Annotated in this window: 16 protein-coding genes; 4 read left to right on the top strand and 12 right to left on the bottom strand. The window is 69.3% G+C overall.

Annotated elements, in window-relative coordinates; genetic code table 11:
- Positions 1-283 precede the first annotated feature (283 nt).
- The gene (locus FV230_RS12600; protein ID WP_147726386.1) at positions 284-1345 is read left to right on the top strand and encodes a GGDEF domain-containing protein; all 1062 of its coding nucleotides are present in this window, start codon (positions 284-286) and stop codon (positions 1343-1345) included.
- An 8-nt stretch (positions 1346-1353) separates the two neighbouring features.
- On the opposite strand, the gene sufA is transcribed toward FV230_RS12600, so the two are convergent.
- From sufA to FV230_RS12640, 8 genes are all read right to left on the bottom strand, one after another.
- A complete protein-coding gene (gene sufA / locus FV230_RS12605; protein WP_147726385.1) occupies positions 1354-1731 on the bottom strand; it encodes a Fe-S cluster assembly scaffold SufA in 378 nt (125 codons plus the stop codon).
- A 105-nt stretch (positions 1732-1836) separates the two neighbouring features.
- Positions 1837-2220 carry an SUF system Fe-S cluster assembly protein gene (locus FV230_RS12610; protein WP_147726384.1) on the bottom strand — a complete coding sequence of 128 codons (384 nt, stop codon included), beginning with the start codon at positions 2218-2220 and terminating at the stop codon, positions 1837-1839.
- Positions 2221-2272: 52 nt separating this feature from the next.
- Positions 2273-3517, bottom strand: a complete 1245-nt coding sequence (locus tag FV230_RS12615) for a cysteine desulfurase (protein WP_147842645.1) — start codon at positions 3515-3517, stop codon at positions 2273-2275.
- 226 nt (positions 3518-3743) lie between these two features.
- Entirely contained in the window at positions 3744-5066 is a 1323-nt protein-coding gene (locus FV230_RS12620; protein ID WP_147842639.1) for a SufD family Fe-S cluster assembly protein, read from the bottom strand.
- 4 nt (positions 5067-5070) lie between these two features.
- On the bottom strand, positions 5071-5823 hold the full coding sequence (sufC, locus tag FV230_RS12625; protein WP_147726382.1) for a Fe-S cluster assembly ATPase SufC: 753 nt from the start codon (positions 5821-5823) through the stop codon (positions 5071-5073).
- A 50-nt stretch (positions 5824-5873) separates the two neighbouring features.
- On the bottom strand, positions 5874-6155 hold the full coding sequence (locus FV230_RS12630; RefSeq protein WP_147842640.1) for a hypothetical protein: 282 nt from the start codon (positions 6153-6155) through the stop codon (positions 5874-5876).
- Between the two features lie 10 nt (positions 6156-6165).
- Entirely contained in the window at positions 6166-7635 is a 1470-nt protein-coding gene (gene sufB / locus FV230_RS12635; protein WP_147726380.1) for a Fe-S cluster assembly protein SufB, read from the bottom strand.
- Positions 7636-7704: 69 nt separating this feature from the next.
- Entirely contained in the window at positions 7705-8874 is a 1170-nt protein-coding gene (locus FV230_RS12640; protein WP_147842641.1) for a cysteine desulfurase family protein, read from the bottom strand.
- A gap of 294 nt (positions 8875-9168) precedes the next feature.
- Here FV230_RS12640 and FV230_RS12645 point away from each other — a divergent pair, with 294 nt between their 5' ends.
- Positions 9169-9825, top strand: a complete 657-nt coding sequence (locus tag FV230_RS12645; RefSeq protein WP_147726378.1) for an alpha/beta hydrolase — start codon at positions 9169-9171, stop codon at positions 9823-9825.
- Between the two features lie 85 nt (positions 9826-9910).
- Here the strand turns inward: FV230_RS12645 and FV230_RS12650 are convergent, their stop codons facing one another.
- Both FV230_RS12650 and FV230_RS12655 read right to left on the bottom strand, forming a co-directional pair.
- The gene (locus FV230_RS12650; RefSeq protein WP_147842646.1) at positions 9911-13981 is read right to left on the bottom strand and encodes a Pls/PosA family non-ribosomal peptide synthetase; all 4071 of its coding nucleotides are present in this window, start codon (positions 13979-13981) and stop codon (positions 9911-9913) included.
- Between the two features lie 224 nt (positions 13982-14205).
- A complete protein-coding gene (locus FV230_RS12655) occupies positions 14206-14802 on the bottom strand; it encodes a histidine phosphatase family protein (protein ID WP_147842642.1) in 597 nt (198 codons plus the stop codon).
- A 243-nt stretch (positions 14803-15045) separates the two neighbouring features.
- Here FV230_RS12655 and FV230_RS12660 point away from each other — a divergent pair, with 243 nt between their 5' ends.
- Both FV230_RS12660 and FV230_RS12665 read left to right on the top strand, forming a co-directional pair.
- Positions 15046-15990, top strand: a complete 945-nt coding sequence (locus tag FV230_RS12660; RefSeq protein ID WP_246694842.1) for a polyphosphate kinase 2 family protein — start codon at positions 15046-15048, stop codon at positions 15988-15990.
- Between the two features lie 24 nt (positions 15991-16014).
- Positions 16015-16362, top strand: coding sequence for an AAA family ATPase (locus FV230_RS12665; RefSeq protein WP_147842644.1), 348 nt, complete (start codon positions 16015-16017; stop codon positions 16360-16362).
- Between the two features lie 27 nt (positions 16363-16389).
- On the opposite strand, the gene fabI is transcribed toward FV230_RS12665, so the two are convergent.
- Together fabI and FV230_RS12675 are read right to left on the bottom strand one after the other, a co-directional pair.
- Positions 16390-17256: an enoyl-ACP reductase FabI gene (gene fabI / locus FV230_RS12670; RefSeq protein WP_243932978.1), complete on the bottom strand. Its 867-nt coding sequence runs from the start codon at positions 17254-17256 to the stop codon at positions 16390-16392.
- A gap of 139 nt (positions 17257-17395) precedes the next feature.
- Positions 17396-17931: DnaJ C-terminal domain-containing protein (locus FV230_RS12675; protein WP_281408283.1), on the bottom strand; the 536-nt coding region annotated here is incomplete at its 5' end.

Below are 17931 nucleotides of genomic sequence, written 5' to 3' on the forward strand. Positions count from 1 at the left end.
GCCGCGTCCCGAGCACGCCCCCGCCCCCGCGGCTCGCCCGCCGCAGGAGCGGTCGCGCGACGAGCGCGGCTATGGGCGCCGTCGCGACGAGGACGGCGATACGCCCGTCGGTCTCGGCGAGCACGTTCCGGCCTTCATGCTGCGGCCGGCGGTGATCAAGAAGCAGGATTGAGCCGCAGATCGCGACCTCGGCCTTAACCCTCCGTCCACGCTCCTTAAGGTAGGTTGCGGCGGCCGACCCGAACGCCGATGCGACGGAGCGGCGATGGACGATGGGGATCGGATGAGCGAAGGGCTTTATGCCGACCGCGATCGTAGCTTCGCCCTGGCGCGCCGCGCCCAGGAGCTGATGCGCGATTACGGGCCCTCGGCGACACCGCGGGCCTACGCCGTCTGGTACACCTACGTCTCCGGCGATCAGCCGCTGATGAACGACGCGATCAAGCGTCTCACCGCGACGAACGCGGGATTGTCCGCCTCGGACGTCGACGATCTCTACGACAGCTATCTCGGCGGCTCGCGCTACGTCACGGCCGCCGGAGAGACCGGCGCGACGATGCTGACCGAGATCGAGGGCGTCATGGAGATGCTCGACCTCTCGCTCGGCTCGGCCGCGCAGTACGGCGAATCGTTGCGCGCTCTGAGCCACGACCTCTCGGTCTCGACGCTGAACCGGGCGCGCCTGCGCGAGATCGTGGCCACCCTGGTCGCGACGACGCGGGAAGTCGCCTCGAACAACCGGACCCTCGAGGCGCGGATGCGGGAAAGCCGCACCGAGGTCGAATCCCTGCGCGAGAAGCTCGAGGCGACGCGGATCGAGAGCCTGACGGATCCCCTGACCGGGCTGGCGAACCGCAAGCATTTCGAGGAGATGCTGCACAAGGCGCTCGATCGCGCCTCGCTCGGCACGTCCTCGAGCCTCGTCGTGCTCGACATCGATTTCTTCAAGCGCTTCAACGACCTCTACGGCCACCTCACCGGCGATCAGGTGCTGCGCCTGGTCGCCGTCGTCATGCGAGAAAGCGTCGAGAAGGGCGCGATGCTCGCCCGTTTCGGCGGCGAGGAGTTCGGCATCCTGCTGCCCGGCACGAACCGGGAAACGGCCTACGCCATCGCGGAGAAAGTCCGAACCAGCGTGATGGGCCGGGAGCTGATCAAGCGCTCGACCGGGGAATCGCTCGGGAAGGTCACGATCTCGCTCGGCGTGGCGTGCTACCGCCGCGGCGACACGCCGGTCTCGTTGCTGGAGCGTGCGGACCTGTGCATGTTCGCCGCCAAGCGCGCCGGCCGCAACCGCACGCTCGACGATGCGACCACGGCGGACCTCGTCGCCGCGGTCGCCTGATCGCGGGTTCAGGCCGAGGCGAGCAGCCGCTCCGGGCCGACCGGCGTGATCGCGACGGACTCGCCGCAGCCGCAGGCCGAGGTCTGGTTCGGGTTGTTGAAGACGAACTGCGAGGCGAGCTTGCTTGACTGGAAGTCCATCTGCGTGCCGAGCAGGAACAGCAGCGCCTTCGGATCGACGAAGACCTTCACGCCGCGATCCTCGACCATGTCCTCGCCAGGCTTGCGATCCTCGGCATATTCCATCGTGTAGGACATCCCGGCGCAGCCGCCGTTCTTCACGCCGACCCGCAGGCCCGCGATCGGCCGGTCGGCGTCGGCGATGATCGCCTTGATGCGGTCGGCTGCCGCATCCGTCAGCGACATGACCTTGAAACTCGTGGACATCGGTGTCTCTCCGGCAGCCGGGTTCAAGGCCCGGGCAGTTGAGGGTGCGCGTACGGTCTTAAGATAAGGATCGCGCGGAGCACGGTCCATACCGCTCGGTGACGCTCACCACATGTCGAGGGCGACGCGGGCCTCGTCGGACATGCGGCTCTGATCCCACGGCGGATCGAACACCATCGTCACCGCGCAGGATTGGACGCCCGGGACCTTGGCGACCGCATCCTCGACCCACCCCGGCATCTCGCCGGCGACCGGGCAGCCCGGAGCCGTCAGCGTCATGTCGATCGCGACCTTGCGGTCGTCGTCGATGTCGACCTTGTAGATCAGGCCGAGCTCGTAGATGTCGGCCGGAATCTCGGGATCGTAGACCGACTTCAGCGCGGCCACGATATCGTCGGTCAGCCGGTCGAGCTCGGCGGGCGGCACGCCCTCGGCTCCGGCGACCTTCGGCGTGTTGGCGCCTCCGGTGATCGTCGCGTCGCTGCTCATGTCCATCTCCTCATCGGGCCGCCGCGGCGGGGCGGCGATCCAGTCCAAACGCTCAGGCGAACATCATCTCGGCGCGGGCGAGCGCCTCGGCCAGCACGTCGATCTCGGCCTGGGTGTTGTACATCCCGAACGAGGCGCGGCAGGTCGAGGTGACGCCGAAGCGGGTGAGCAGCGGCATCGCGCAATGCGTGCCGGCCCGGACCGCGACGCCCGAACGGTCGATCACCGTCGCGATGTCGTGGGCATGGGCGCCCTTCATCTCGAAGGCGATGACGCCGCCCTTGCCCTTCGCGGTTCCGATCTGCCGGATCGCATTCATCGCGCCGAGCCGTTCCTGGGCATAGGCGGTGAGCGCGGCCTCGTGCGCCGCGATCTTGTCGCGCCCGACCGACATCATGAACTCCAGCGCCGCGCCGAGGCCGACGGCCTCGACGATCGCCGGCGTGCCCGCCTCGAACCGATGCGGCGGATCGTTGTAGGTGATCGCCTCCTGGCTGACCGTGCGGATCATCTCGCCGCCGCCCTGGTAGGGCGGCAGGCGCTCCAGCCATTCCTTCTTGCCGTAAAGCACGCCGATCCCGGTCGGGCCGTAGACCTTGTGACCGGTGAAGACGAAGAAGTCGCAATCGAGCGCCCGCACGTCGACCGGCTGATGCACCGCGCTCTGCGCGCCGTCGAGCAGCACCGGCACGCCGTGGGCGTGGGCGATGCGAACGATCTCGGCCGCCGGCGTGACCGTGCCCAGCACGTTCGACATCTGCGTGATCGCGACCATCTTGGTGCGCGGCGTGAACAGCTTCTCGTAGTCCTCGACGAGGAAGTTGCCCTCGTCGTCGACCGGCGCCCACTTGATGACGGCCCCGCGGCGTTCGCGCAGGAAGTGCCAGGGCACGATGTTGGAATGGTGCTCCATGATCGAGAGGATGATCTCGTCCCCCTCCCCGATCATCCCGGCCCAGCCCATCGACGCGGCCACGAGGTTGTAGGCCTCGGTGGCGTTGCGGGTGAAGATGATCTCATCGGTCGACGCGGCATTCAGGAACTGCCGCGTGGTCTCGCGGGCACCCTCGAACCCCTCGGTCGCGGCGTTGGCCATGAAGTGCAGGCCGCGATGGACGTTGGCGTAGCCGGTCTCCATGCACGCGACCATCGCGTCGATCACCGCGCGCGGCTTCTGCGACGAGGCGGCGTTGTCGAGGTAGACCAGCGGCTTGCCGTAGACTTTCTCCGACAGGATCGGAAATTGCGCCCGGATCGCCTCGACGTCGTAGGTAGGCTGGCGGAGAGGAGCGTTCATGGTGTCGGCCTCGAACCGGCGGTCTTTCGCAAGCATCGCCCCTCCAACCTGCAGCCTCGTCCAGAGGTGCCGAAGCGACGCGGAGGCCTCGACGGAGGTCTCCAGAGATAGTGCGATCCCTCGTCTCCTCCTTCGAGGCCCACCGACGTGGGCGCCTCAGGATGAAGTTCTGGGAGGGATCGCGGTCACATCACCCATTTTCCAGGATGCGCGCGACCGGGGCCGATCACCCCCGCGAGGCCAGCCAAGCCTCGATCTCGCCGATGAGCGCCGCGCGGGCGCCCTCGTGCGTGACCGACTCCACCGCCTCGCCGACGAAGGCCTGCACCAGCAGGCTCTCGGCGATCGGCTTCGGCAGGCCGCGGGCCATGAGGTAGAACAGCAGGTCCTGGTCCGGGGCGCCGCAGGTGGCGCCGTGGCCGCAGGCGACGTCGTCGGCGAAGATCTCGAGCTCCGGCTTGTTCATCATCTGCCCCTCGTCGGAGAGGAGCAGGCAATCGGACTTCATCTTGCCGTCGGTCTTCTGCGCGATCTGGCGGACGATGATCTTGCCCTGGAACACGCCGGTGGCGTCGCCGTCGATCACCGTCTTGAACATCTCGCGGCCGACGCCGCCGACCGCCGCATGGTCGGCCAGCAGCGTCGAGTCGGCGAGCTGCCCGTCGCCGAGCATCGCCGCGCCGTTGACGACCGCGTTCACGTTCTCGCCGGCCACGTGCATGTAGATCTGGTGGCGCGACAGCACGGCGCCGGTGACGAGGTTCACCGTTTCCAGCCTCGACTCGTCGTCGAGCCGCACGCTGATGGTCGAGAGCGCGATCGCCTTGTCGCCCTCGCGGTTGATCCGTGCGTGCCGGAAGGCGGCATGCTTGCCGACATGGACGTCGAGGGCGTCGTTCGGCTGGTAGGTCAGCCCGTTCGGGCCCTCGTGTGTCTCGAGCAAGGTGAACTCGGCGCCGTCGGCGACCTCGACCAGAACGCGCGTCGCGGTGGAGAAGCCCTCCGCCCCAGCGCCGACGAAGCGCAGGTGCAGCGGGGTCTCGACCTTGGCGCCGGCCTCCACCGAGATCAGCGCGCCGTCGGCAAGGAAGGCGGTGTTCAGCTGATAGATCGGGTTCTCGCGGGCCTGCGCCACCGGCGCAAGGTTCTTCAGGCGCGCATCGCCCCGGCTCAGGGCCTCGTTCAGCGGCGATACCGAGACGCCGGCGGGCACGCGATCGAGATCGGACAGCTCGCGGATCAGGTGGCCGTTGACGAAGGTCAGTCGCACCGCCTCGATTGCCGAGAACGCGGTCGCGGCGGCGACGGCGGACGTGGCGAGGTCGAGCGCCGGCGTTTCGGCCGGCGGCGCGGCTTCCTGCATCGCGGCACGCAGGTCGGTGTACTTGAACGCCTCGACGCGGCGGCTCGGCAGGCCGGCGGCCTCGAAGAAGCGGAACGCCTCCTCGCGGGAGATCGCGGTTTCGCTGCCGAACCCCTTGCGGGCGGTCTCAAACAGGGTCGAGAGACCGGTCTCGGCGCTGGTGCGGAGATTGGCGATGTCGGCCATGGGCTTACGCAGCCTCGTTGGTGCGGTACTCGGCGTATCCGGAGGCCTCGAGTTCCTTGGCGAGCTCCTTGCCGCCGGTCTTCACGATCAGGCCCTTCGACATGACGTGCACGGTGTCGGGCACGATGTAGTCGAGCAGGCGCTGGTAGTGGGTGATGACCAGGAACGAGCGGCCCTGCGCGCGCAGGGCGTTGACGCCCTCGGAGACGATGCGCAACGCGTCGATGTCGAGGCCGGAATCCGTCTCGTCGAGCACGCAGAACTTCGGCTGCAGCAGCGCCATCTGTAGGATCTCCATGCGCTTCTTCTCGCCGCCGGAGAACCCGACGTTGAGGGCGCGGCGGAGCATGTCCTTGTTGATCTCGAGCTTCTCGGCCGCCGCGTTGACCTGGCGGATGAAGTCCGGGGTCGCGATCTCGGCCTCGCCGCGGGCGCGGCGCTGGGCGTTGAGGCAGGCCTTGAGGAAGGTCATCGTGCCGACGCCCGGGATCTCCAGCGGATACTGGAAGGCGAGGAACACGCCGGCCGCGGCGCGCTCGTCCGCGCCCATCTCCAGCACGTTCTGGCCGTCGAGCAGGATCTCGCCGTCGAGGACCTCGTAGTCCTCCTTGCCGGCGATGACGTAGGAGAGCGTCGACTTGCCGGAGCCGTTCGGACCCATGATCGCGGCGACCTCACCGTCGTTCACGGTGAGGTTCAGGCCGTTGAGGATGCGGTTGTCCTCGATCTGCACGACGAGGTTCTTGATTTCGAGCATGTTCGCGTAGTCCCGAAGATGGTGTGCGACGGTATCGCCTTGCGGTCCCGTCAGAGAAATTTTTGAAGCGCTGCGATCACGGCGACGGCGGCCGCGATGATCGCCCCGAGCTTCACGGTCATTCGGAGTTCGAGTTCGCGCAGCGAACCGTCGATCCCCGCCTTCAACGCCTTGAGGTCCAACCTCAGCGTCTTCTCCAAATCCGCCTTGGTCGCGGAATCGGCGATGATCATGTCGCGTGCCGGTTCAGCGCGCGCGACGGCCTGCTCGCGTCCGACACCCACCTGTTCGAGCCGTTGGGTGAACTTCAGGGTGTCGAACGCGAAGGCCATGGCGTGTTGCCTACCCCACCGAGCCTTCGAGGCTGATCGAGATCAGCTTCTGAGCCTCGACGGCGAACTCCATCGGCAACTGCTGCAGCACGTCGCGGACGAAGCCGTTGACGATGAGCGCGGTCGCCTCCTCCTCGGAAAGGCCGCGCTGCAGGCAGTAGAACTTCTGGTCCTCGGAGATCTTCGAGGTGGTGGCCTCGTGCTCGAACACCGCGGACGCGTTCTTCGACTCGATGTAGGGCACGGTGTGCGCCCCGCACTGGTCGCCGATCAGCAGGCTGTCGCAATTGGTGAAGTTGCGCGCGTTCGAGGCCTTCTTGTGCGCCGAGACGAGGCCGCGATAGGTGTTCTGCGAGCGGCCCGCCGAGATGCCCTTCGAGATGATCCGGCTGGTGGTGTTCTTGCCGAGGTGGATCATCTTGGTGCCGGAATCGACCTGCTGCATGCCGTTCGACACCGCGATCGAGTAGAACTCGCCGCGGGAATTGTCGCCGCGCAGGATGCAGGACGGGTACTTCCATGTGATCGCCGAGCCGGTCTCGACCTGCGTCCACGAGATCTTCGAGTTGTCGCCGCGGCAATCGCCGCGCTTGGTCACGAAGTTGTAGATGCCGCCCTTGCCCTCGTTATCGCCCGGGTACCAGTTCTGGACGGTCGAGTACTTGATCTCGGCGTCCTCCAGGGCGACGAGCTCGACCACCGCGGCGTGCAGCTGGTTGTCGTCGCGCTTCGGGGCGGTGCAGCCCTCGAGATACGAGACGTAGGAGCCCTTGTCGGCGATGATCAGCGTGCGCTCGAACTGGCCGGTGTCGCGCTCGTTGATGCGGAAGTAGGTCGACAGCTCCATCGGGCAGCGCACGCCCGGCGGGATGTAGACGAACGAGCCGTCCGAGAAGACGGCCGAGTTCAGCGTGGCGAAGAAGTTGTCGGTCACCGGCACGACCGAGCCGAGGTACTTCCTGACGAGGTCCGGGTACTCGCGGATCGCCTCCGAGATCGGCATGAAGATCACGCCGGCCTTCGACAGCTCGGCCTTGAACGTCGTTGCGACCGAGACCGAGTCGAATACAGCGTCCACGGCGACGCGGCGCTCCGGGGCGATGCCCTCCAGCACCTCGACCTCGCGGAGCGGGATGCCGAGCTTCTCGTAGGTCTTCAGGATCTCGGGGTCGATCTCGTCGAGCGACATCGCCGCCGGACGCTTCGGCGCGGCGTAGTAGTAGATGTTGTTGTAGTCGACCTTGTCGTAGGCGACGCGGGCCCAGTCCGGCTCCTGCATGGTCTGCCAGCGCTTGTAGGCGTCGAGCCGCCAAGCGAGCATCCACTCCGGCTCGTCCTTCTTGGCCGAGATGAAGCGCACCACATCCTCGGAGATGCCCTTCTCGGACTTCTCCATCTCGATGGTGGTCTCGAAGCCGTACTTGTACTGGTCGAGGTCGATCGAGCGGACCCGATCGATGGTTTCCTGCACGGCAGGCATCAGCGTCTCCTAAGCATCGCCGGTTTCAAGGACCGGAGGCTTCCATGTGAGATGGCGTCGGCGCGGCGCTCAGGCCGCAAGCCCTCGCCGTCTATATAGGGTCTCGACGACCCGTTCGAAGGCACCGAGGAAGCGCGCAGTGTCGCCCTCCCCCGTATTCCAGCCGAGGCTGACGCGTAGCGCCCCCGCGGCCAACGCAGGGCTCACGCCCATCGCGGCCAGGACCGGCGACCGCGCCACCTTGCCCGACGCGCAGGCCGATCCCGACGACACCGCCACGCCGGCGAGATCGAAGGCGATCAAGGCGGTCGGCGCATCGAGCCCCGGCACCGCGAAGCACAGGGTGTTCGGCAACCGCTCGGCGTCACGGCCGAACACCACCCCGTCCGGCGCGCGGGCCAGCGCCGCCTCCTCCAGCGCGTCGCGCAGCTGCGCGACGCGCTGGGATTCCGTATCCAGCGCGAGGCGGGCGATCTCCGCCGCCTCGCCCATCCCGACGAGCCCGGGAAGGTTCTCGGTGCCGCAGCGCAGCCGCGCCTCCTGGCCGCCGCCGCGGACGAAGGCCGCGTCGAGCTGCGCGTCGTCCCGCAGCACCAGCGCGCCGACGCCCTTCGGCGCCGAGAACTTGTGCCCGGACAGGGTCAGCGCATCGAGCCCGAGCGCAGCGAAATCGACCGGGATCTTGCCGACCGCCTGCACCGCGTCGCTGTGCACGAGGGTGCGGCCGTGCCGCCTCGCCAGGGCCACGACGGCGGCGATCGGCTGCACCACGCCGGTCTCGTTGTTGGCCGTGTGCACCGAAACGAGCACGTCCAGGTCGCGAAGGGCGTCGAGCCGCGCCGCCAGCGCATCGAGGTCGAGCACGCCGGAAGTCAGGACCGGAAGCACCTCGACGGCGTCGGCCGGGAAGCGGTGGCCGGCCGTGACGCAGGGGTGCTCGGTCGCGCCGATCAGAAGCCGCGTCGGTGCGGAGCTCCCCCGGCGGCGGAGCGCGCCGGACAGGACGGCGTTGGCCGCCTCGGTGCCGCCACTGGTGAAGGTGACTTGAGACGCAGCGGCACCGACGAGGCGGGCGAGCTTGTCGCGGGCATCCTCGAGCATCGCCCGCGCCGCACGCCCCTCGGCATGGACGGAGGACGGGTTGCCGGGCAGCGCCAGCGCCCGCACGACCGCCTGCGACACCGCCGGACGGACCGGAGAGGTGGCGTTGTGGTCGAGATAGGCGCGGTCCGCTGTCATCCGTTCTCCGACTGGCGAAAGATGCGACATTTCCTTGCTTTGGCACCGGGTCGGCGTGCTAAGCCGCGCCGTCGACACGGTTTCGAACCGCCGAACGGCGTTTCCAGGCTGGTCGGGGAAGACCCCGCTGCCGCGCTGTTTAGAACAGTTCTAATCGCCTAGAATTATTCTAAGAGCGCTTTTACGTCGGGCGCGGGGCGAGTCAAGGCGGTCGCGCGACCGCGCAGGTCGAGGCGTACACGGCCATCCGGGCAGGCGGACTCGCCCGGCATGGCCACAGGAGTCGAGGACACTATGCCCGAGGTCATCTTCACCGGTCCCGCCGGCCGACTGGAGGGTCGCTATCAGGCCCCCAAGAAGCGGGGCGCGCCGATCGCGATCGTGCTGCATCCGCACCCCCAGTTCGGCGGCACGATGAACAATCAGATCGTGTACAACCTCTTCTACACGTTCGCCAATCGCGGCTTCGCGGCCCTGCGCTTCAACTTCCGCGGCGTCGGCCGTAGCCAGGGCGCCTTCGACCACGGCTCGGGCGAGCTGTCGGACGCCGCCGCCGCGCTCGACTGGGTGCAGTCGGTCAACCCCGAGGCCAAGTCTTGCTGGATCGCCGGCGTCTCGTTCGGCTCGTGGATCGGGATGCAGCTGCTGATGCGCCGCCCCGAGATCGAGGGCTTCATCTCGATCGCCGCGATGGCCAACCGCTACGATTTCACCTTCCTTGCGCCCTGCCCCTCCTCCGGCCTGTTCGTGCACGGCTCCGAGGATCGTGTGGCCCCGGCCCGCGAGGTCATGCCGGTGATCGAGAAGGTGAAGACCCAGAAGGGCGTCATCATCGAGCACCAGATGGTCGAGGGCGCCAACCACTTCTTCGACGGGCGCGTCGACGAGCTGACCCAGACGGTCGACACCTACCTCGACAAGCGCCTCGGCAAGAAGGACGAGGTGGCCTGAGGCCACTTCGTTCGAGCGGGCCTCGCAGCGGGCAGGCGCCGAACGGGCGGCCTGCCCTTTTTCCCGCCTCGCGCCCGCGACCGGATCACGCCACCGCGCGATCGGCCGGTGCGGTCAGCACCACCGGCACGGCCGGTGCGCCTTCCCATTCCGAATGCGCCGGGATCGATTCGCCCTTCATCACGATGGTGAGGGGCCGAAGCCGCGCGTAGTCGCCGACCTTGGTGTCGTAGAGCACCGTCGAGAATGCGCCGACCGAAACGCCGCGGCCGATCACGACGCGGCCGACCTTCATGATCCGGTCCTCGTAGAGGTGGGTCTGCAGGGCGGCGGTGCGGTTGATGGTGGCGAAGTCGCCGATCGTCACGCAGTCGAACTCGGTGATGTCGGTGGTGAGCATGCACACGCCCTCGCCGACCTTCACCCCGAACAGACGCAGCGCCCAGGGCAGGAACGGCGTGCCCTGGAGATGCTCCAGCAGCACCTTGCCGGCCAAGCCCCAATAGGCGACCGCGATGGCCTCGGTGCGCATCGCCCACCACGACCACATCGGCCGCATGCCGGGCTGATAGACGCCCATCAGCGCCCACTTCATGCCGATGACGGCGGCTGACTGGATCAGCGCGATCGCGACGCTGACCGTGACGAAGCTGACGGCGAGCCCGCTCCAGTCGCGCTCGAGGATTGCCGGGTAGAAGTACCAGTCGATCGCGGTGATCGCGAGGGTGATGTACAGCATCGGCGAGAACGAGGTCGCGAACGCCTCGAACACGCCGCGGCGGAGCTTGACCAGCGTGCCCGGCTCGTAGGTCTGAGCCAGCGTTCCGACGTCGACGCGCTGGCGCGACGGCAGCTTGATCGGCGGCGAGCCGAACCAGGTGTCGCCCGGCGCCATCTCCTCGTTGGCCGGCGGCTTCGACTTGATGCCGATCAGCACGTCGTCGGGGATGTCGGCGCCCGGCGGCACCACCGCGTCGTTGCCGACGAACACCCGCGCGCCCGTGCGGGCCGGCTGGAGGTGCATCCAGCCGCGGCGGATCTCCTCCTCGCCGTAGACCACCTCGTCGGCGATGAAGTTGCGGCTGCCGACCTCGGCGAGGTCGTGGCGGCTGCCGAGGTTGGTCGAGATCTCGGCGCCCTCCCCCATGCGCGCGCCCATCAGGCGGTACCACGCCCGCATGTAGACGGTGGCAAACAGCGAGGAGAGCGTCTCCAGCGTCACCTCGGCGGCGAGCGCCACCGACCACTTGCGCAGGTAGAAGCCGGACCAGATCGAGTAGGTGCCCGAGCGCCGCCGCGGCAGCACCAGCCAGCGGATGCCGGCGATGAGCAGCACCGTGCCGGCGGTCATCAGCATGGCGGTGGGCCATGTCAGCAGCGGCAGGTACCAGTGGTAGTCGATGTCGGTGATGTCGGAGAGCGAGTCCGAGATCTGGTCGAAGATGAAGAACGCCGGGAAGATCGGCAGCAGGCCGACGGCGGGGATCGCGCCGAGCAGCAGGAGGTAGATCGCCCCGAAGCCGGCCCGGCGCCGGGCCGAGGCCGGGGCCTGCTCCGGAAGCTCCGCGACGTCGGCCATCCCGACCTTTCGTCCGGGCGAGCCGTCCCAGCGCTCGGCGGCGCCGATGCGCGTGCCGGCCGGAACGGTGGTGAGGTCGGCGATCTCGGCGTTGTCGGCGATCACCGTGTCGTGGCTGAGGACGCAGGAGGTGCCGACTGCCACGTCCCGGCCGATCTCGACCCGTCCGATCACCAGCTCGTTGCCGACGATCTCGGCGTTGGCGACGACGAGGCGGCCGCCGAGCGACGCGCCGTCGCCGATCGAGAGCAGGTCCGGGGCACCGATCTCGATGTCGGAGATCAGGGTGTCGCGGCCGACCTTCGCGCCCATCAGGCGGAGGTAGACGGCGATCGCGGGCGAGCCCTGCAGCCACTTGACGTGGACCAGCGGCGCCAGGCGCTGCGCCAGCCACCAGCGGAAATAATACGCGCCCCAGAGCGGGTAGCGGCCGGGCTTCGTGCGGCCGAGGACGAGCCACTTGGCCGCGACCGCGATGGTCGCCGTCACCGCGTTGATCGCCACGTAGACGAGGAGCAGCACGCCGAGCTCGCCGAAGAAGCCGAGGCCGCCGCCGGTGAGCAGCAGGTAGGTGACGAAGATGCCGAGCCATTGCGCGGTCGCGAGCGCGATCACGAACGGCAGGGCCACCGCCTGGGCGAGCCCGCACAGCGCGCGGCGCCGGAGCGGCGGCGGCACGAAGGCGAGGTCGCGGATCGCGGTCTCGATGCCGGCGCCGCCGGTGCGGGCGATCAGCGCGTCCGAGATCCGGCGCAGGGTGCGCTCGCGGTAGACGTCCTGCAGCGTGATGCCGGCGAGCGCCGGGGCCTCGCGCACGGCTCCGACGAAGCGGGCGGCGAGCAGCGAATGGCCGCCGAGGTCGGCGAAGAAGTCGCCCTCGAGCGCGATCGGCTGGTTGCCGAAGACCTGCTTGGCGGCGGCCAGCAGCGCCGCCTCGGTCTGGTTCTCCGGGGGCTCCTGCTCGCCGTCGGCATCGACGATGGTGAGCGTCGCGACGCGAAGCGCCTTGCGGTCGACTTTGCCGGAGGTGAGGCGCGGCAGAACCTCGGCCGCCTCGAAATGGCCGGGCACCATGTAGGCCGGCATCTGCTCGGCCAGCGTCCGGCGCAAAGCCGCGCGGTCGAGGTCGTGGCCGCGGTCCGGCACGATGAACGCGACCAGCCGGTCGACGCCGTCGTCGTTGCGCAGCACCACCGCGGCCTGGGCGATCCCGGGCTGGGCCTGGATCCGCGACTCGATCTCGCCGAGTTCGACGCGGAAGCCGCGGATCTTGACCTGGTCGTCGATGCGGCCGTGGAACAGGATGTTGCCGCCAGCGTCGAGCGAGACCGCGTCGCCCGAGCGGTAGAGCAGCGGGTCGGCGCCGTCCGAGGCGTAGGGGTTGGCGATGAACTTGTCCGCGGTCAGCTCCGGCCGCTGCAGGTAGCCCTTCGCGACGCCGGGGCCGCCGATCAGCAGCTCGCCCGGCTCGCCGCGCCCGAGCAGGCGCAGGTCCTCGCCGGCGACGTAGACCGAGTAGTTCGCGATCGGGCCGCCGATGGTCACCGGCACGCCCGGGCGCATCTCGGCGGCGGTCGCGACCACCGTGGCCTCGGTCGGCCCGTAGGTGTTGAACAGCTTTCGCGAAGGCGTCGCCCAGCGTGCGACCAGCGGCTCGGGAAGCGCCTCGCCGCCGAGCAGGATCAGCCGCACGCTCGGCAGGTCTGCGGTGATCATCGCCAGCAGCGTCGGCACGGTGTCGATCACCGTGACCCCGGCCTCGGCGATGATCCGGGGCAGCGACTCGACGTCGCCCATCATCGCCGGGCTCGCGACGAACAGCGTCGCGCCGACGAGGTACGGGACCCAGATCTCCTCCATCGAGAGGTCGAAGGCGACCGAAGCGCCCTGGAAGACCACGTCGTCCGGCGCCATCCCGTAGAGCGCGTTTCCGGAGCGCAGGAAGTGGCAGATGTTGGCGTGGCTGATGACGATGCCCTTCGGCACGCCGGTCGAGCCGGAGGTGTAGATCAGGTAGGCGGGATGCTGCGGCGTCAGGCCGCCGGCGCGAAGGTCCGGCGTCGCCGCGTCCGCGGGCGTGCCGGCGAGCAGCGCATCGAGCGTCAGGGCCGGCGCGACCTCGGGCGCGCCCGGGGCCAGCGCCTCGGAGACCAGTAGGGCCTTCGCAGCGGCGTCGCCGAGGCAGACCGCGACCCGGTCGGCCGGCGCCTCGGCGTCGAACGGCAGCCAGGCGGCGCCGGACAGCGTGATCCCGATCTGGGCGGTGAGCAGGTCCGGCCCGCGCGCCATCCACAGGCCGACCACGTCGCCCGGTCCGATCCCGCGATGGGCGAGAGCCGCCGCGATCCGTCCGGCGCGGGCGAAGACCTCGGCATAGGTGAGATGCGGGTGCCGGCCCGACGCGTCCTTGGCGGCGCCGTCGATCAGCGCTGGATGGTCCGGCCGTGCCCGCGCGGTCTCGGCGAAGATCTCGCCGAGAACCTCGTCGCGGATCAGGTCGGGACGCGTAGGGCCGCGCAGCACGGCCCGGTCGGACGGGGTCGCCGCGGGGTGCCGGTCCGCTTCGGGCCGGATCATCTCGCCGAGGCTACTCATCGCATGCTCCGCTGCCAGCTCCGGGCGGAGCTGGGTTCCCGTCTGTCTCGCATGCGCACCCGGCCGGCGATCGAGGCGCGTTCCTGACGCGGGATCGTGCCGTTATCGAGGCAGTCCGCCGATCGGGTCGAGGCCGTGCGAGCCGGCCCCGAGACCCCGCTGTATACCGGACCTTTGAACGGGTCTTGAACGGTCGGCGACAAACCTCAGGCCCAGCGCCATCCGGCCGCGTCCACGACGAGCACCGAGCCCTGGCGGACGGCGATCCGCGGGGCGGCCTTGATGTCGAGGTGGCCGAGCGCCACCAGCATCGCCCGGGCGACGCCGCCATGGGCGACCACGACGGTCGCCGGCGCCAGGTCGGAAAAGACCGGCGCGACGCGCTCGGTCAGCATCGCGTAGCTCTCGGCGCCGCTGCCCGAGGGGCGATAGCCCCAGCGGTCGCGGTCGCGCGCGCCGGCGCCGCCGGGATCGCGACGGCGGATCTCGGCCCAGGTCTGCCCTTCCCACGCCCCGAAATGGATCTCCATCAGCCGGGGATCGCTGCGGTACTCGGTCGGCGCGAGGCCGAGGCGGTCGCGCAGGATCTCCATGGTGCGCCGCGTGCGGCTCAGGGGGCTCGCGATGAAGTCGGCCTCGGCGAGCCGGTCGCCCGCGAGCGCCGCGAGCCGGTCCGCGGCGTCCGCCGCTTGCCCCTGCCCGACGGCGTTGAGGCCGATGTCGCGCTGCCCCTGCAAGCGCCCCTCGGCATTCCAGTCGGTCTGCCCGTGCCGGATGAAGTAGATCGTCGGGATGGGCCTCACGCTCCGGCGGTTCCGGTCGGCGCCCTCACCGGTCGCGTCCTGAGCGAAGGTCTCGCGGCGGCTGCGCGGGCGGGTTCATGAGCGTGGCGTCCAACGGGCATGGCGGTCTGAAGGGCTCGGGTCGCCCTCGGATGCAAGGCGGGTGCCCGATCTAGGCCGGGACGCGATCGGTCGGTAGAAGGTCTGTCCATGAGCAAAAAGCACCGCAAGACGGATCGGCGCCAGAAGGCGGGGACAGCCGGTGTGACAAAGTCGCCGGACCGTTCCGCCGAGGATGCCCGGCGCAAGGCGCCTTCCTCTTCTCTCTGGGCGGCCGCGACGGCCGAGATCGCAGGCATCGCGCCCGCGCTGATCGATGCGCACGCGCCCGCCACCGTCGCGGCGGCCGACGGCATCGTCACCGTCGTGCCGGGCAGCCGGTTCGATCTCGCGAAGGTCGACGCCGACGCCGACGGGGGCTTCGACAAGGACTGGGCGAAGGCGGCGCTCGCCACCGAGCGCACGCGGATCCAGGCGCTTCAGGAAAAGCTCTACGCCGAGCGGCAGCGCAGCCTGCTCGTGGTGTTCCAGGCGATCGACACCGGCGGAAAGGACGGCACGATCCGCGCGGTCCTGGAAGGCGTGAACCCGCAAGGCTGCACGGTCGCCTCGTTCAAGGTGCCGTCGACCGAGGAGCGCGAGCACGACTTCCTGTGGCGCTACCACCAGCGCACGCCCGGGCGCGGGATGATCGGCGTGTTCAACCGCAGCCACTACGAGGACGTGCTGGTCGTGCGCGTGAAGGGCTTGGTGCCGGAGCCGGTCTGGCAGGCGCGCTACGGCTTGATCAACGACTTCGAGCGCCTGCTCACCGAATCCGGGACCCACATCCTGAAATTCTTCCTCCACATCTCGAAGGACGAGCAGAAGCAGCGCCTGGAAGCGCGGATCGCGAACCCGGACAAGCACTGGAAGTTCGATCCGGCCGACCTGGTCGAGCGCAAGTCCTGGGATGCCTATCAGGCGGCGTTCTCGGACGCGCTGACCCGATGCTCGACGCCGCATGCGCCCTGGCACGTGGTGCCGGCCAACCGGAAGTGGTTCCGCAACCTCGTCATCGCCCGCACCATCGCCGACACGCTGGACGCGATGGACCCGCAGTTCCCGGAAGCAGTGGCGGGCATCGCGGATCTGGTCGTGCCGGACTGACGGCGCCGCGAGGCACGGTTCGGGATGGTGTTTCCCGATTATCCGAAGCGGATCTTCGAAGCCTCCGAGCTCTCCGATGGGATGCTCCGGTTCCTCGCCCTCGCGGGAGCCCTGCTCGCCTACCGGCTTCCGCCTTTCGTCGCCCTGAACGAGCCCGAGGCGAGCCTGCACCCTGACCTGCTGGCTCCCCTCGCTCGCATGATCGTCAAGGCGGCCGAACGCACGCAGGTCTGGCTCGTGACCCATTCCGAACGGCTGGCCGACGCAATCCTCGACGAGCGGAGCGCGAAGCCCCACCGCGTGATCAAGCGCCAGGGCGCGACCTGGATCGCGGGGCTGAAGCTGTCGGGGAATTCCGAGGACGGTGATTGACGCCGGCCTTCGCCGGCGCGCCCGCCCTCAATCCTTGTCGAGGCTCAGGTCCGGCGCCTCGGGGTTCTTCATGCCGACCACGTGGTAGCCGGCGTCGACGTGCAGGATCTCGCCGGTCATGCCGCGGGACATGTCGGAGATCAGGTAGGCGGCGGTCTCGCCGACCTCGCCGATCGTCACCGTGCGCCGCAGGGGGGCGTTGTACTCGTTCCACTTCAGAATGTAGCGGAAGTCGCCGATGCCGGAGGCGGCGAGCGTCTTGATCGGGCCGGCCGAGATCGCGTTGACGCGGATGTTCGAGGGGCCGAGATCGGCGGCGAGGTAGCGCACCGAGGCTTCGAGCGCGGCCTTGGCGACGCCCATGACGTTGTAGTGCGGCATCCACTTCTCGGCGCCGTAATAGGTCAGCGTCAGGAGCGAGCCGCCGTTCGGCATGATCTTCTCGGCGCGCTGCGCGACGGCCGTGAACGAGTAGCACGAGATCATGAGCGACTTGGTGAAGTTCGCCTCGGTCGTCTCGACGTAGCGCCCGGTCAGCTCGTCCTTGTCCGAGAAGGCGATGCAGTGGACGACGAAATCGATGCCCTCGGGGAAGATCTCGGCGGTCGCGGCGAACACCGCGTCGATCGAGGCCGGGTCGGTGACGTCGCAATGGCCGACGACGTGGGCGTCGAGCTCGCGCGCCAGGGGCTCGACGCGCTTCTTCAGGGCGTCGCCCTGGTAGGTGAAGGCCAGCTTGGCACCGTGGGCATGCGCGCTCTTGGCGATGCCCCAGGCGATCGAGCGGTTGTTGGCGACGCCGAGCACGAGGCCGCGCTTGCCCGCGAGCAGGTTGCTGCCCGGCGCGGCGTCCCTGCCCGCGCCCTGCTCGTCCGTTGCGTCGAAAGCCGCCATGCCACACCCGAAAATCCGCTTCGGCACCCGGGACTCCCGGCCGCCCCGCTCGACGGGGCGGCGGTCTCGCGCCGGAGGCATCCTTAGCGGAGGCGCGTCGGGGACGGAAGTCCGCCGGATCGGCGCGATACGCCGCCGGCTACTCGGCGCGCGCGGTGCGCCGGCTCCTCACAAACTCGGTCAGGGCCGCGTCGTCCGCGGGCAGCTGGATCGCGGTGACGGCGAGCAGGTCGCCGCGGGTGCCGTCCTTCTTCAGCAGGCCCTTGCCGCGGAGGCGGAAGGTGCGGCCGGACGAGGTCATCGGCGGCATCTTCATCTCGACCGCGCCGGTCAGGGTCGGCACGCGGATCGCGCCGCCGAGCACCGCATCCTCGAGCGGCAGGTCGACGGTGGCGCGCAGGTCCGCGCCCTCGACGGTGAAGCGGGCATGCGGCAGCACCCGGATCGTCAGCAGCGCATCGCCCGGCTCGGAGCGCGGGCCGCCGGGCGAGCCGAGGCCGCGCAGGCGGATCGTCTGCCCGTCCACGACGCCCTTCGGGATCATCACGTCGAACTCGCGGCCGCCCGGCAGGCCGACCCGCAGCTTCTCCTCGCTGCCGATCTGCTCGAGGGTGACGCCGAGCTCGGCCGCCACGTCCTCGCCGCGGGCGGGCGGGCGCTGGCCCGGCCCGGCGC

The organism is Methylobacterium sp. WL6, assembly GCF_008040095.1.
In the GTDB taxonomy this organism is placed as follows: Bacteria; Pseudomonadota; Alphaproteobacteria; order Rhizobiales; family Beijerinckiaceae; genus Methylobacterium.